15 protein-coding genes are annotated in these 14524 nt (G+C 49.0%); 14 read left to right on the top strand and 1 reads right to left on the bottom strand.

Annotated features, from left to right (window positions below):
* Positions 1-170: 170 nt before the first annotated feature.
* From ACFPYJ_RS14185 to ACFPYJ_RS14165, 5 genes are all read left to right on the top strand, one after another.
* Positions 171-878 carry a metal ABC transporter ATP-binding protein gene (locus ACFPYJ_RS14185; protein WP_379188805.1) on the top strand — a complete coding sequence of 236 codons (708 nt, stop codon included), beginning with the start codon at positions 171-173 and terminating at the stop codon, positions 876-878.
* Positions 824-1729, top strand: coding sequence for a metal ABC transporter permease (locus ACFPYJ_RS14180; protein ID WP_379188804.1), 906 nt, complete (start codon positions 824-826; stop codon positions 1727-1729). Before ACFPYJ_RS14185 ends, ACFPYJ_RS14180 begins: the two co-directional genes overlap by 55 nt.
* A gap of 24 nt (positions 1730-1753) precedes the next feature.
* Positions 1754-2746: a metal ABC transporter substrate-binding protein gene (locus ACFPYJ_RS14175; protein WP_379188803.1), complete on the top strand. Its 993-nt coding sequence runs from the start codon at positions 1754-1756 to the stop codon at positions 2744-2746.
* Between the two features lie 68 nt (positions 2747-2814).
* Positions 2815-4032 carry a GTP-binding protein gene (locus ACFPYJ_RS14170; protein WP_379188802.1) on the top strand — a complete coding sequence of 406 codons (1218 nt, stop codon included), beginning with the start codon at positions 2815-2817 and terminating at the stop codon, positions 4030-4032.
* Between the two features lie 178 nt (positions 4033-4210).
* On the top strand, positions 4211-4609 hold the full coding sequence (locus tag ACFPYJ_RS14165) for a VOC family protein (protein WP_379188801.1): 399 nt from the start codon (positions 4211-4213) through the stop codon (positions 4607-4609).
* A 59-nt stretch (positions 4610-4668) separates the two neighbouring features.
* Here ACFPYJ_RS14165 and ACFPYJ_RS14160 read toward each other — a convergent pair whose 3' ends face one another.
* Positions 4669-5616: a ribose-phosphate diphosphokinase gene (locus ACFPYJ_RS14160; protein WP_379188800.1), complete on the bottom strand. Its 948-nt coding sequence runs from the start codon at positions 5614-5616 to the stop codon at positions 4669-4671.
* A 487-nt stretch (positions 5617-6103) separates the two neighbouring features.
* On the opposite strand from ACFPYJ_RS14160, the gene ACFPYJ_RS14155 reads away from it, so the two are divergent.
* The 9 genes from ACFPYJ_RS14155 (at position 6104) to ACFPYJ_RS14115 (ending at position 14480) form a co-directional block, all read left to right on the top strand.
* Entirely contained in the window at positions 6104-6256 is a 153-nt protein-coding gene (locus ACFPYJ_RS14155; protein ID WP_379188799.1) for a hypothetical protein, read from the top strand.
* A 6-nt stretch (positions 6257-6262) separates the two neighbouring features.
* The gene (locus ACFPYJ_RS14150; RefSeq protein WP_379188798.1) at positions 6263-6556 is read left to right on the top strand and encodes an ABC transporter permease family protein; all 294 of its coding nucleotides are present in this window, start codon (positions 6263-6265) and stop codon (positions 6554-6556) included.
* A gap of 159 nt (positions 6557-6715) precedes the next feature.
* Positions 6716-7780 carry a Gfo/Idh/MocA family protein gene (locus ACFPYJ_RS14145; RefSeq protein ID WP_379188797.1) on the top strand — a complete coding sequence of 355 codons (1065 nt, stop codon included), beginning with the start codon at positions 6716-6718 and terminating at the stop codon, positions 7778-7780.
* Positions 7781-7904: 124 nt separating this feature from the next.
* Positions 7905-9011, top strand: a complete 1107-nt coding sequence (locus ACFPYJ_RS14140; protein ID WP_379188796.1) for a Gfo/Idh/MocA family protein — start codon at positions 7905-7907, stop codon at positions 9009-9011.
* A gap of 99 nt (positions 9012-9110) precedes the next feature.
* Positions 9111-9914, top strand: a complete 804-nt coding sequence (locus tag ACFPYJ_RS14135; RefSeq protein ID WP_379188795.1) for a sugar phosphate isomerase/epimerase family protein — start codon at positions 9111-9113, stop codon at positions 9912-9914.
* Between the two features lie 132 nt (positions 9915-10046).
* Positions 10047-11462: a sulfatase family protein gene (locus ACFPYJ_RS14130; RefSeq protein ID WP_379188794.1), complete on the top strand. Its 1416-nt coding sequence runs from the start codon at positions 10047-10049 to the stop codon at positions 11460-11462.
* Complete coding sequence (locus ACFPYJ_RS14125; RefSeq protein WP_379188793.1) at positions 11455-12459, top strand: Gfo/Idh/MocA family protein; 1005 nt, start codon at positions 11455-11457, stop codon at positions 12457-12459. The genes ACFPYJ_RS14130 and ACFPYJ_RS14125 overlap by 8 nt, the downstream gene beginning before the upstream one ends.
* Before the next feature lie 28 nt (positions 12460-12487).
* Complete coding sequence (gene cysC / locus ACFPYJ_RS14120) at positions 12488-13048, top strand: adenylyl-sulfate kinase (RefSeq protein WP_379188792.1); 561 nt, start codon at positions 12488-12490, stop codon at positions 13046-13048.
* Between the two features lies 1 nt (position 13049).
* Complete coding sequence (locus tag ACFPYJ_RS14115) at positions 13050-14480, top strand: sulfatase family protein (protein ID WP_379188791.1); 1431 nt, start codon at positions 13050-13052, stop codon at positions 14478-14480.
* The last annotated feature ends 44 nt before the right edge of the window (positions 14481-14524 follow it).

The raw sequence follows: 14524 nt of genomic DNA, 5'->3' as shown, positions 1-14524 counted from the left end.
TAATCAATTATGCTGGAAGGGGGCAAATCGTATTGCTGCAGATAAAGCGTAAAAATAACAATTTGACGAGAATCGAAAATAATGATAAATTGGTTAAGCGTAAATATTACGTTTATAGCTAAATCGTAAATTTTACATAATTGATATCGAAAATTAGGATGTGTATGTTCATGTTATTGGCATCTCTAAAGGATGTTGAGTTTGGCTATCGCGATGTTCCTTGTTTGCAGGATGCAAGCATAGATATTTATGCCGGTGAGTTCGTTGCTGTTACGGGCCCCAACGGCGCCTCCAAGACAACCTTACTCAAATTGGCGCTTGGCCTGCTAAAGCCGTGGAAAGGAACCGTGCAGCTCTCTCCTTACAATTCAGAAGGAAAGAAGCTCGTCGTCGGTTATGTCCCGCAGCAGATCGCAGCCTTTAATGGCGGCTTTCCCAGCACGATCCTGGAATTTGTCCGCTCAGGTAGATTTGTAAGAAGCTCTTGGCTTCGAAGACTGAAGGCTGCCGATCATGAGCTGACGGAGCAGGCACTGCGGCAGGTAGGGATGTGGGAGCTGCGCAATCGTAGAATCGGTGAGCTCTCAGGCGGCCAAAAACAGCGGATTTGCATGGCAAGAGCGCTGGCTCAGCAGCCGGATTTGCTCATTCTTGACGAGCCGACAACAGGAATGGACCAAGCAAGCCGCATGGATTTCTATGAGCTTATGAACCGGCAGGTGAAGAAACATGGAAGAACCGTTGTAATGGTGACACATGGATTATCGGAGGTACAGCCTTACTTGGATCGCATGATTGAGCTGAAGCGGAAGGAGGAGGGGGGATGGAAATGCTGCACTACGACTTCATGCAGCGGGCATTTTGCGCCGGTGGGATAATTGCCCTGCTGGCTTCAATACTTGGTGTATACCTCATGCTCCGGCGGCAGGCATTAATGGCCGACATGCTGTCTCATGTATCCCTTGCAGGCATTGCAGGCGGCGCTTATCTTCATCTCAATCCAACCTTGACCGGCTTTGCAGTCGCTGTCATTGGAGCCATTGCTGTAGAGTATGTTCGAAGAGCTTACAAAACCTATAGTGAAATATCCGTTGCCATCATTATGGTTGGAGGTCTGTCTACGGCTGTTGTGCTGATGAGCCTGAATCAGAGCATCAATAAGGGCTTCTCCTCTTATCTATTCGGTTCAGTTGTTGCCGTTAACCGTACAGAGCTAATCTTAATGATCGTTGTCGCAGTCGTTGGCCTGGCCTATTTCTATCTCTTTCGCCGTCCGTTATACCAAATCTCCTTCGACGAAGAAACAGCAGGCACGAATGGATTGCCGGTCAAATGGATTTCGCTCAGCTTCAGCGTATTGACTGGCATGATCGTCGCTGCGGCGATGCCAATTGTAGGTGTTCTGCTGGTATCTTCTTTAATTATTCTGCCGGCCGCGCTCGCCATTCGAATTGCGCCAAGCTTTACTGCCGCTTTGTACATTTCAATGCTAATAGGAGTATCCGGTGTATGCTCAGGCTTAACCGCATCTTATCAGCTCAGTACGCCGCCGGGAGGAACGATTGCACTAATACTGCTGGTTGTCCTTATTGCTGGCATTAGTGTCAAGAAGCTCGCTGCGAAGCTTGGAAAAAGAAACGCAAGAAGTTTGAAGGAAGCGGATAACGCCTTGCTGCTTAGTCATCGATCCCGTTTAAAGAAAGAAGTATTTGAAGAAGAAGTTATGTAAATGAATCGCAGGAGGTACAACAAGGTGAAATCGAAGAAGGTATTGCGTAAGAAACAGGCTTTGGCCGCAGCAGCAGGACTTGCACTCGTATTATTAGCCGGCTGCGGAAGTAATGCCAGCAATTCCAATCAAGCATCAACAGCGCCAATTGATACTCAGAATTCGGCCAAGAAGCTGAATGTCGTCACCACATTTTATCCGATGTATGAATTCAGCAAGCAGGTGGCCGGTGATCATGCGGATGTGATTGCCTTAATTCCTCCGGGCGCGGAGCCTCATGATTGGGAGCCTAGCGCTAAAGATATGGGAATGGTGAAGGAAGCCGATATTTTTGTCTATAACGGAATTGTTGAGGGCTGGGTAGATAAAGCGCTTGAGAGTGCGGCTAACGATAATCGCGTCGTCGTTGAAGCAAGCAAGGGTATCCAGTTGATGGAAGGGCTGCCGGAAGAAGAGGAGGGAGGTGAGCATCACGGGGAAGCGGATGAAGCTGTTCTAGATCCTCATGTGTGGCTTGATCCCGTTCTCGCTGAGCAAGAAGTCGCGTCGATTCAAGCGGCATTCGAGCAAGCAGATCCCGCTAACAAAGAAGACTATAAGAAAAATGCAGAAGCCTATATCGCCAAATTGAAAGAGCTGGACGAAGCCTACCAATCAGGTCTTCGAGACGTTAAGCATAGAGACTTCGTAACTCAGCACGCAGCGTTTGGTTATTTGGCCAAAGAGTATGGTATCATTCAAGTTCCGATTGCAGGCTTGTCGCCTGAACAAGAGCCTTCACCGGATGAAATGGCTGAAATCATCAAATTTGCGAAGGCCAATCAAGTGAAAACCATTTTCTTCGAAACCCTGGCGGATCCGAAAGTTGCTGAGACTGTAGCGAACGAAATCGGCGCCAAAACGGATGTATTGAATCCCATTGAGGGCTTGACGGATGAAGATAAGAAGAACAATTTGGATTATATCGGAATCATGAAGAGTAATCTTGAAGCGTTGAAGCAAGCATTGAACGAATAGTCGCAGAGGTGTCAGGACGGCTCTTTCCTTGTTTTAGTTCGTAAATATTACATATAAAAGGTGATGAAATGACTCCAATTAACAAACTTCCCGTAACGGTATTAAGCGGTTATCTGGGCGCAGGCAAAACAACTGTACTTAATCATGTCTTAAACAATCGCAATGGATTAAAGGTTGCCGTTATCGTCAATGATCTGAGTGAGGTTAATATCGATGCGGAGCTCATCAAAGACGGCGGCGGCCTATCGAGAACGAATGAGACTTTAGTTGAAATGTCCAATGGCTGTATCTGCTGTACCCTTCGCGAGGATTTGCTCAAGGAAGTGGAGCGGCTCGCCAGAGAGGATCGATTCGACTATATTCTGATTGAATCGACCGGTGTCGGTGAACCTGTCCCGGTAGCGCAAACCTTCACTTATCTGGATGAAGAGCAGAATATTGATCTGACGCAATTTTGCAGCTTAGATACAATGGTTACCGTAGTAGATGCCTATCGCTTCTGGCATGATTACTCCTCCGGAGAAACGCTGCTTGAACGAAGCCAGGCTGCCTGGGAGGATGACACCCGAGAGGTTGTGGATCTTCTGCTCGATCAAATTGAGTTTTGCGATGTGCTGCTTCTTAACAAATGCGATCTGGTTGAAGAGAAGGAGCTGGCCGAGCTTGAACATGTTCTGCGCAAGCTGCAGCCGAGGGCGAAGCTGATTCGTATCCAAAATGGACAGGTTGATCCGCACGAGATCCTGCATACAGGCTTATTCAACTTCGATGAAGCCAGCGTATCAGCCGGTTGGATGAAGGAGCTGGCCAAGCCGGTGCACATCCCGGAGACGGATGAATACGGAATTACATCCTTTGTCTATGAGCGGATTAGACCGCTTCATCCACAGCGGCTGCTGGAATGGATGAAAGATTGGCCAGCCGAGGTTGTTCGGGCAAAAGGCATGATGTGGCTTGCCACCCGGCATGCGGTTGGTCAAAGTCTGAGCCAGGCAGGACCTTCTATTTCCTTCGGGCCATCCGGCTACTGGCTGGCGTCACTTCCGGAAGCCGAGCGAAATGCTTATTTGGAGGATGATCCTGAACTTGCTTCGAACTGGGATGAGAAATACGGCGACCGAATCAACAAGGTTGTGTTTATCGGCATCGATATGGATCAGGGCGGCATCATAGACAGCCTGGACCAATGCCTGCTTACAGACGAAGAAATGCTGGAGGATTGGTCGCTGTTTGTTGATCTGCTTCCAAATGCAGATATTGAACCGCTTGCTTCCATTCAATCCTAGAGGTGAGCCGCAACGTCGTTGTTATGCTGCATCCGGCAGCAAAACAACGACTTTTTGTCAACTGCGGTCATTTTTTTTGAATATTTATTTTCTATCCTGGAAGGGAAGTAATGGGTCAGCGCAGAATGGATAAGGGAACATGCATTCGTATATTTCTGATTGAGGAGAGGTTGCTAATATGACTGAGAAATTAAGTTCATTGACTGTGCTGATGGTTTCGGATTTGGCCAAGTCCCAGCAATTTTACCGGGAGGTATTCGGTTTTGATGTGAATGAATGGTGGGCAGAGCGCGGCGGGCTTGAAGGCGTAGCTTTGAAGCTGTTTCAGGCAGCGGATCCTGCGGCGGTAAGGCCAAATCCAGCGCCGCAAGGCGGCGGATATCCGGTCGATGTTCAAGTATATACGGAAACCTGGGCACAGCTGGATCGTTTATATGAAGAATTTCGCAGTAAAGGTGCTGTTATTGCCGTAGAACCGATTATTTATGAAGAAGGCGGACCTTGGAAAGAATTTGTGGTGCGCGATCTAGATGGATATCACTTCGCATTTGGCGGGACAGACGGACCGAAGTTTTAACACGCGGATTGCTGCAAGATATAAGAAGAGCAGGCTGGTTCAGCCTGCTCACAATGTCTTTAAACGCTTTTAATTTTGAACAGCTCGCTGATGGAGCCGCCGTAGATATTCGTGCTGATTGCTTCTGCCAGAAGCGATGAGACGGAAATTACCTTTATGTAAGAAGGGTAATTCTCAGGCAGTGCGATGGAGTCCGTTATGATGACTTCTTTGATGTTCGGGTGATCCAGGATTTGAAGCGCGGGTCCAGAGAATACGGCGTGGGTTGCACACACATAAGAATCATTCGCGCCGCGTTCCTTAAGTCCTTCGACAACCTTCTGAATCGTCGAGCCCGTATCGATCAAATCCTCAATAATAATCGGAGTATAACCTTCAACCTCACCAATGATGTGGGTGATGACCGATTCATTATGCGCAGGACGTTTCTTTACCATAATTGCAAACGGATAATCCAGATAGTTCGCCAGCTTCTCAGCTGTTTCCGCACGGCCGGCATCCGGTGAGACAATGATTGGATTCACGATGGTTTTGGATTTAATATATTTGCAAATAAGATCAAGAGCCGTTAGATGATCGACGGGAATATTGAAGAACCCTTGAATGGCCGGTGAATGTAAATCAAGCGTAATGACCCGGTTCGCACCGACAGTGGTCAATACATCCGAAAGCATTTTCGCCGAAATCGGTTCACGCGGATTGCTCTTCCGTTCCTGCCTCGCATAACCAAAATAAGGAACGACCACGTTAATGGTTTTGGCTGATGCTCTTTTGGCTGCATCAATCATAACGAGTAGCTCTACGAAATTATCATTAATGGGATTAGAGAAGGATTGCACCAAATAAACATGGCGGTTACGCAGGCCTTCTAGGTAGTTCACGTAAATTTCTCCGCTTTTGAATCTGGATATCTTGATTTTCCCCAAAGGTTGATTCAGGTGCTGCCCGATAAGCTCGGCAAGCTGTGGATTCGATGATCCAGAGAAGAGAGCGATTTGCTCATTCACAATCATAATTCTCCTTTATTGTTTGTATTCTTAGGATTGACGCACGTAACCTACTTTCTCAATGGTATAGCAATAATAGCCGCTTGTAAACTTCTATCACCTATTATCCCCATAACAGATTATCATACACGTCATAAAATCCTCACAAAATAAGAAAAAGACCGAATATCCGGTGAAAAACGGGAAATTCAGTCTGATTTTCTTTATATTGTTTGTCATTCATCTGTTTAGCCGCTAGCCTGCAGGTTCCTCAGGTGAATAGCCTTTTCGCTATTATATAGAGCCGGGCTGCGGGGTTGGATTCATGTACCTCTTATAAGTATGAAGCGGCATGGCTGTGGGAGGCGGCCCAAGGATAACAGTCTCCTTAAGAGGACTCAAAACTTGAGCAAGCTGAAAGGGCATTAATGCAGGCGCTGCTATCCGCAGAATCCCATGATGCATCCCTCGCAGGGGATCGTCAATGTGACGCTGTCTGCGATGGGTATTGAATCTCCAGATTGACTGGGCAATCCGCACGTTGACGGGTATCACCCTGGTTGAGGTAGCGCTGTTGTTCCCTTTCTCCGCAATCCTGTACAAGGCATTCGTAGCGACGCTGCCGCGCGAGCTGGACGAGAGTGCATTCATTGACGGCTGAGGGGGTATGAGGCTGTTTGTCAGCATTATTTTCCCTCTCTTGAAGCCCGTTACTTCGACGGTAGTCGTATTGACCTCCATCAATGTGTTCAATGATTTCGTACATCCGCTGTACTTTTTCCCCGGTGCGGACAATGCAACCGTGCAGCTGACCTTGTATAACTTTACCAGCCGTTTCACAACGTCATGGAACCTGCTCTTTGCGGATATAGTGCTGATCTCTATTCCACCGCTGATTCTGTTCCTGTTCTTCAATAAGAAGATTGTGGCAGGCATGACGGCAGGTGCAGTTAAAGGGTAGTAATAGCGGAGTATTAACCTCGGAATTCTTATCTAAAACAAATGGTCCCAATCGCAATAGTTATTGTCCCGATACGCCATGAAACGGACCGGCAGGATGATTATGATGAGGGTAGAAACCGTTTACAAATACTTGTCAGTCCGTTAATGGAGGAGATGTATGAAGGAAACTGTTGGAATTGGAATTCTTGGTTTTGCGCACGGACATGTCCATGCTTACTGCCAAGAATGGGGTCATGCCGAATTGGAGGTTCAAGTGCTGGCAGGCTGGGACCATGATCTAGGGCGGCTGGAGAGTGCTGGAACACAGTACGGATTAACCGCTTATAGCGATGCTGCAGAGCTGCTTGCAAGAACCGATATTCGCGCTGTTGTCATTGCCGCGGAAACCTCAATGCATGCGGAACTTGTGGAGCTTGCGGCTGCGTATGGAAAGGCGATAATTTTGCAGAAACCGATGGCGCTCACCATGTCGGAAGCGGATCGGATCGTTGAGGCGGTACAAAAGCATGAAGTGCCATTCACCTTAGCATGGCAAATGAGGGTGGATCCGCAGAACATCCAGTTGAAGCAATGGATTGCGAGCGGCGAGCTTGGCCAACTATTCATGGTTCGGCGCAGACATGGTCTCCCTGTTGGTTTACAGGCTGATTTTGCTGATAGCTGGCATGCAGACCCTGCTTATAACCGTGATATCTGGGCGGATGATTCTTCTCATCCGATCGATTTTATCCACTGGCTGCTTGGCGTGCCGGAGAGTGTAACCGCTGAGATCGAATCTCTTTATAATCCGCGAATCCCAATGGATAACGGGATTGCCATTTACCGTTTCGCCAATGGACCGATTGTTGAAGTGAGCTGTTCTTTTACATGCACGGCAGCTGAGAATACGACGGAGATCATCGGTGAAAAGGGTTCCATTATCCAAAATTATGGAGATGTGCCCAGCTGCAATGTACCAAGGCCAGAGGGTGCTGCCGGACTCAAGAAGTACATCGCCGCAGCCGGAGTGTGGGAAGAGAGTGATATCTTATCGCCTCCGAATCACTTCCACCGGATTCGGGGGTTAGCGAAACCGCTGGCCGAGTTTATCCGCGGTACAAGGGGCCCTCTAGCAACAGCCGAAGAAGGCAGGACCTCGCTTCGCATGGTTTTAGCCGCATATGTATCGGCAAGAGAAGGCAGACGGGTTCCGTTAAACGATCCCGGTATTGCCGAGGTTTAGGTCCCAGTTCGAAGGTGCATGCAGCTTGGATGAACAAGGTTATGACTACGAAGTTAGTTTTGCTGCAAAGTGAAAGTGATCTCAGGGGAGCCATGCTCCACAAAACTTTTGGGAGGATACAGTAATGAGCGTAAAGATCGGGATTGTAGGTTTGAATGGCATTGGGAATAATCACGCTGCCTGTTATAAGGAGGATGAGCTGGCCAATCTGGTTGCCGTCTGTGATGTCGTGAAAGAGCGTGCAGATGCTGCCGCTGAGAAATACGGCGTGAGAGCGTATTACAGTCTGAAGGATATGATCGAGAATGAACCGGATATCGAAGTCGTTGATATTACAACCGGCGGGATCGACAATGGGAGCTGGCATTTCGAACCGGCGATGGAGGCGGTCGGTTACGGGAAGCATGTGCTCGTTGAGAAGCCGCTTTGCCACGATATCCGTGAAGCAAGAGAGCTCGTAGCTTTCGCAGAGAAGCAGAAGGTCTATCTCGGCTGTAATTTGAATCATTATTTCACCGAGCCTGCGGAAAAAGGAAAGCAGTATGTAGACAATGGAGATATTGGAGAACTGGTGTATTGCTTGGCCAAAATGGGCTTCAACGGCGGTGATGCCAACTACGGGCTGGCGGGATCGCCGAAGGTGAAAGGCCATCCGTATTTTCATATGAAAGCCTTTCTGACTCATCCGCTTAGCGTAATGCGCCATTTCTGCGGTGACATTACGCATGTTCAGACGTTCTCTGACCGGCCGGGCGTCCGCCGCAGCGCCGGAGATGTCATGGTATCCATTAACAGCATTCATCTGAAATTTGCCAATGGCGGCGTAGGTTACCTGATCAGTCAGAGGGGAGATGCGGTGTATGGTCTCGGGGGCTGGTGGAGTCTTGAGATGGCTGGAACGCGCGGAACCTTCTGCATTGAGAACTGTGTGGAGAAGATTTCTTATTGGCGGGCTGAAAAAGGGGTTCCGGCCATTAGTGTTCCTATTGTGCCTGAGGTAACGGATTACGGTACCACCGATTTCAACCGGACATTCAACAATCGTCTGCATGCTTTCTTAGAGGATGTTTCTAATCGTGTATCTCAGGATCAGCTTCGGGCAAGCGGCCGGGATGCGCTCGCTGTCTTGGAATATACCTTTGCTGTTATCGAATCCTATGAGCGCGGCGGTGAGCTTGTGAGGCCGCATGCTCTGCCGGCTCTTCATGGGGATCCATTATTCATGAAATAAAATTGTCGCCGTTCCCATTAGGCGGAAACCCACGCATAAACTTAGCAAATGCTTACGAAGCAGTTTCTGCTTCGTAAAACTTTTAGGAGGAACTCATTCATGATTCAATTAGGTGTCAATTCTGTGTTGTTCAAGCAGTATAGCTTTGCCGAGGCGGCTAGAATCATTGCGGCATGCGGTTATGATGGCGTAGAAATCGCGGCTATTCAAGGGATGTGCGAGCATCTCGATCTGAGCCGCTGGCGGGATCAAAAAGACGAGTTGAAGGCGATTGCAGCAGAAAACGGGCTTCGTTTTCTATCTGTCGAGGTTGCTTCACTAGACGAGGAACGGCTGCTTGCCGCTTTCGAAGCGGCAGCTGAGATTGGCATTCCGGTAATTAATGTCGGTCCTGGCGGAAAGTCGGGAGTTCAGGAAGATTTGACGGCATCGATTGAGAAGCTAGCTAAGCTCTCTGAGAAAGCGGCCTCGTATGGCGTAACGCTATGCGTAAAAGCGCATGTCGGCAGCTCCGTTTACAATACGCCTACAACGCTGGAAGCTATGAAGCTCATATCCTCTCCCGCCTTTGGCATCGATATGGATCCAAGCCACATTCATAGAGCAGGCGAAAATGCGGAGGAGGCTCTGCCCGCCGTCCTTAGCCGAGTCAAGCATATCCACATCCGGGATTGCAAAGGACGCGAACAGGGTCCTGGAACGATACAGCTGCAAGCATGCGGCCGGGGTGATATTGATCTCTATGGCTACTGCCAAGCGATGGTCGAAGGAGGCTATGACGGTCCAGTCGTGCTGGAGGTTATTGGCGCACAGCCCGATCATACGATTGAACAGATATCCATCGTTGCGGCGGAATCCTATGGCTATTTAAACGCTTGCCTGAAGAAATTGAATGCCCGATAAGCGCCGGTTTCCATGCTTTGAGGCACAGCCTCGCAAAAACAAAGATTATGCTTCCGAAGCGAGTTTTTGCTTGTTAGATCGCTTATCGATCTAACAGGCACAGCCCCGCAAAAACTTTTAGGAGGGTTTCCCATGTCCAAACAACCGAATGTCATTATTTTTGGAATTGATAGCTTGAGGCGTGATCATATGAGTGCTTATGGTTATAAGCATTTAACGACGCCTTTTTTGGATAAAGTAGCTTCAGACGGTGTATTGTTCGAGCAGCACTTCAGCCCGAGTATTCCGACAACGCCTGCTTATGCATCTATGCTTACGGGAATGGATGTGTTCGGTACGGATGTTGTAGCTCTTCGCCATGAAGGTCCGCTGGGCGGGCATGTTCAGACTTTAGCCGAGGTTCTCGGGGAGAACGGCTATAATACGACCTGCATTGGATTCACAGGAAATCCGTCATCCCGCGGTTTCCAGACTTACCTGGACTATGAATCATGGCAGCCTGACGCGGAGCTCGGCCGCTCGCCGAAGGCTGAGAAGCTCAATCATGTGGCGATTCCTGAGCTGGAGCGCCTCGCTGCAGAAGATAAACCGTTCTTCTTATTTCTCCGTCATATGGATCCGCATTCTCCTTATTTGCCGCCGGCGCCGTATGAACGGCTGTTCTATGGCAAAGACGAGTATGATGAGAGCCTGACTTCGATGGAACCGGTTTATCAATTCAAGCCGTTCGCGGACTATTTGAAATCCTGGATTCCCGAAGGCGTTACCGATCACGAATATGTTACGGCTCAATATGACGGGGCCATTGCATATATGGATGTCTGCATTCATAATTTATTCACGAAGCTCGAAGCAATGGGGCTTGAGGAAGAGACATTAATCGTTATTACCTCGGATCACGGGGAAACGCTCTATGAGCATGACTGTTATTTTGACCACCATGGGCTCTATGATTGTACGCTGGTCGTTCCGCTTATTCTGAAGTTCCCGGGACGTCTCCCGGCCGGAACCAGAGTTAAGGATGTATCCTTGATCTCTGATATTATGCCGACGGTACTGGAATATTTGGACATTAAGACGGGTGCTGCCTACGACGGTCGCAGTCTTACCTCTCTGATTGATGGTGAGAAGACAAATCAGATCAGTGAATTCTACATTACAGAATGTACCTGGATGCGCAAGCATGGTTGGCGGACGCCGGAATGGAAGCTCATTTGCGCGCTGGAGCCGGACTTCCATTTCAAGCCGGAAGTGGAGCTGTATAACCTCATTCAAGATCCGGAGGAGAACATAAATCTTGCCGATCAGGAGCCGGAGGTTGTTGCCTTTCTGCAGAACCGGATGAATGAACATATCGCAAGACGTGAAGAGCAGGTCAACCGGCAAAATCCGATCTACACCAATGTCAACTGGCATGGCCGCAATAAGATCTTCACTTCCTCCCAAGAAGCTTATGATTCGCTGCATATCGGTTCGATCGGGAATGCGAGGTCTCTGCAGGCTAAATCAAAAGAGAAGAAAAAAGAAGAGGTCACCAGCAATGATTAAAGTGGCTGTTGTCGGTGTCAATCATATCGGCAAAATTCACTGTCACGCTTACCGGCGGCATCCCGATACGATGCTTGCTGCTGTATGTGATCTGATGCCGGAACGCGCAGAGGCAGCGGGACAAGAACATCAGGTCCCTTATTACACGGATTTGAGAGAGCTGCTGAGTAAAGAACAGATTGATGTTGTCGTCATCGCGACAGCCGGCGTGGAGAAAGGCAGTCATCATTTCGAGCCGGCCATGATTGCAATTGGAGCAGGCAAAAATGTATTTGTGGAGAAGCCGATCTCCAATCGGGTGGAGGAAGCGCGGGAGATGGTCCATTTTGCCCGGGAAAAGGGGATTCGGCTTGCATGCAACTTGAATCACCGGTTTACTCCGGCTGCCTATAAGGCAAAAGAACTGGTGACACAGGGGAAACTCGGCTCGCTGCTGTTTCTTAATATGAGGCTGACGATTCAAAATCCGCAAGAGGATACGGAGTGGCTCCATATGCGGGCGCTCCATCCTCATTCCATTGATGTTATGCGGTATTTTGCAGGCGATGTGCGGCGGGTCCAGTCATTTATGACCAAGGCGCCGGGCCGTAATTCCTGGTCTACTGTATCTGTGAATATGGAGTTCGCCTCAGGAGCAGTTGGACATCTGACAGGAAGCTATGATATGTCGATGCGCCATCCGATCGAATACTGCGAGGTTGCAGGCAATGAAGGGCGCATTGTAATTGACAATGTATACGAGAGCATGACTTATTATCCGCATCATTCGGATGAGCTGACCGTTGTTCGCAACCCGTTGTTCGGCGGGATGAAAGGCTTTGACGATACGTTTGAACAGCGCATCAATCAATTTATTACAGAGATTAAATCGGGGACCAAGCAAGATGAGATCACTGCCTCCGGGGCCGACGCGCTTGCTGCGCAGGAGGTCATAGAAGCAGCGATTCGTTCCCATCAGCTTGGAGGCATGCCTGTATCACTCCCTACACAAGGATGAGATAGGAGAAAGCGGAGGGGAAGACTGCATGAACAGCTATCAAGGTTCCGTCTTATGGTTTACCGGACTTTCCGGCGCCGGGAAGACAACAACTGCGCAATACATCGAGAAGAAGCTTCGTGAACAGGGCAGGCGAGTCGAGCTGCTGGACGGTGATGAGCTGCGGCACACGATTTGCAAAGGACTCAGCTTCAGTAGAGAAGACCGTTTGGAGAATGTGAAACGAATTACTTATCTATCGCAATTATTATCCCGCAACGGAGTTGATGTGCTGGTATCTGCAATCACTCCCTACAACGAGATGAGGGAGTATGCAAGGCAGCAGCTGTCAAGGTATGTGGAGATCTATGTCAAATGTCCACTGCATGTTTGCGAGATGCGCGATGTTAAAGGGCTGTATGCCAAAGCGCGCGCTGGCGAAATCAACCATTTTACAGGGGTATCCGATCCTTTTGAAGAACCCGGATCTCCGAGCATTACCTTGAGCACCTCAACTTCGACCTTGGAACAAAACGGTCAAATCGTTCTGGAATGGCTGAATCAATCATCGCCTTACACGCAGTCTGTTTCATGGAAGGATACCGTGTAATATGAAGATCATTCTGATTTCATTAGACACCCTGCGAGCGTCCAGACTGAGCAGTTATGGATATGGTAAAGCGACAAGCCCGCATATGGACCAGATTGCCAGAGAGGGAGTTCTGTTCGAGCAGGCATTCGCGGCGGATATTCCGACGGAGGTAGCACATACGGGTGTATTTACGGGTAAAGTCGGACTTACGACAGGCGTTGTCTCTCATGGCTCGGAACTGACGCATCTTCCCAAATCCGTCGAGTGGCTGCCTGCTCTGCTCCGCAGCGCTGGATTCACGACGGGAGCAGTTGATAATTTATACCAGCTGAAGGAATGGTTCGCAAGAGGGTATACGTATTACCTGAACAGCGTCGGCGGCAACCGCTGGATAGATGGACGTACCGTTAATGATATGGCGCTTCCTTGGATTGAGCAGCATAAGGATGAGGATTTTTTCTTATTTCTGCATTATTGGGATGCGCATACGCCGTATTTGCCGCCGGAATCCTATATCCCGGAATTTTATAGTCCGGACAAAGACGCTTATGATTCGCGCAACAAAAGCATGGAACCGGCGTATAATCACACAGCGTATCCTTTCTTCAAGCATCACCATTACGATCTGGTCGGTCCGGTTACGGACAGTAATTATTATGATGCCCTGTATGATGCGGAAATCCGCTATTTGGACGATTGCTTGAAGGAACTGGATAATCATTTGGAGAAGCTAGGCATCAAAGAGGATACGCTGATTGTTCTGTTCGGCGATCACGGAGAGAGCCTCACCGAGCATGATATCTATTGGGATCATTGCGGATTATATGAACCGACCGTTCATATTCCGCTAATTATGCGCTGGCCCGGCAGGATCCCTGTCGGCCGCAGAGTCAAGGGTCTTGTGCAGCAGGTTGATCTGCTCCCCACTTTGCTGGATTCGGTAAGGATCGAAGAGCCGAAAGGCATTAACCTGGCACGTCTGCATGATCCGGCGGGGCTGGATGGGCGAAGCTTATGGAAAGCGATTACAAGGGAGACAGAAGGGACACATGACCATGTATTTCTGAGCGAATGTGCTTGGCAGGCTGCAAGAGGCATACGAACAGAACGGTATAAATTTATTCGTACGCATGATTCAGGACCCTTCACCCGCGAGCCAAGAGAGCTTTATGATTTGGCGGCCGATCCGGGAGAGAAGAATAATCTGGCTGATCTGCTGCCTGACCTTGCAGACCGCTTCGAGAAGCAGCTGGATGAGTGGGTGGCAGGCAAGCTGTCCGGCAATCCGGATCCGATGATGCACCAGCTCGCGGTTAAAGGTCTGCCATTTCGAAGACGGATTGAGCAAATTTTGAATGCAGCCGGTATGACTTGGGAGGAATGGAGCCTGAATCCTCAGCGTGAACGATTTGATCATGCTGTCCGCAGCAAGAGCACAACCGTGATATAATTTTCATAAACGATTTTGAGTTCGCACCAATCAAATTACGAACC

Origin of the sequence: Paenibacillus solisilvae (assembly GCF_042656405.1) — a bacterium.
GTDB classification, from domain to species: Bacteria; Bacillota; Bacilli; order Paenibacillales; family Paenibacillaceae; genus Paenibacillus_Z; species Paenibacillus_Z solisilvae.
This window is presented reverse-complemented; position numbering and strand designations above follow the sequence as displayed.

Excerpts from the sequence above, each read along its gene's own strand:
- ACFPYJ_RS14150 (WP_379188798.1), top strand. The coding sequence starts at position 6,263 with ATGAGGCTGTTTGTCAGCATTATTTTCCCTCTCTTGAAGCCCGTTACT.
- ACFPYJ_RS14185 (WP_379188805.1), top strand. The coding sequence starts at position 171 with ATGTTATTGGCATCTCTAAAGGATGTTGAGTTTGGCTATCGCGATGTT.
- ACFPYJ_RS14145 (WP_379188797.1), top strand. The coding sequence starts at position 6,716 with ATGAAGGAAACTGTTGGAATTGGAATTCTTGGTTTTGCGCACGGACAT.
- ACFPYJ_RS14115 (WP_379188791.1), top strand. The coding sequence starts at position 13,050 with ATGAAGATCATTCTGATTTCATTAGACACCCTGCGAGCGTCCAGACTG.
- ACFPYJ_RS14125 (WP_379188793.1), top strand. The coding sequence starts at position 11,455 with ATGATTAAAGTGGCTGTTGTCGGTGTCAATCATATCGGCAAAATTCAC.
- ACFPYJ_RS14180 (WP_379188804.1), top strand. The coding sequence starts at position 824 with ATGGAAATGCTGCACTACGACTTCATGCAGCGGGCATTTTGCGCCGGT.
- cysC (WP_379188792.1), top strand. The coding sequence starts at position 12,488 with ATGAACAGCTATCAAGGTTCCGTCTTATGGTTTACCGGACTTTCCGGC.
- ACFPYJ_RS14165 (WP_379188801.1), top strand. The coding sequence starts at position 4,211 with ATGACTGAGAAATTAAGTTCATTGACTGTGCTGATGGTTTCGGATTTG.
- ACFPYJ_RS14140 (WP_379188796.1), top strand. The coding sequence starts at position 7,905 with ATGAGCGTAAAGATCGGGATTGTAGGTTTGAATGGCATTGGGAATAAT.
- ACFPYJ_RS14130 (WP_379188794.1), top strand. The coding sequence starts at position 10,047 with ATGTCCAAACAACCGAATGTCATTATTTTTGGAATTGATAGCTTGAGG.
- ACFPYJ_RS14135 (WP_379188795.1), top strand. The coding sequence starts at position 9,111 with ATGATTCAATTAGGTGTCAATTCTGTGTTGTTCAAGCAGTATAGCTTT.
- ACFPYJ_RS14170 (WP_379188802.1), top strand. The coding sequence starts at position 2,815 with ATGACTCCAATTAACAAACTTCCCGTAACGGTATTAAGCGGTTATCTG.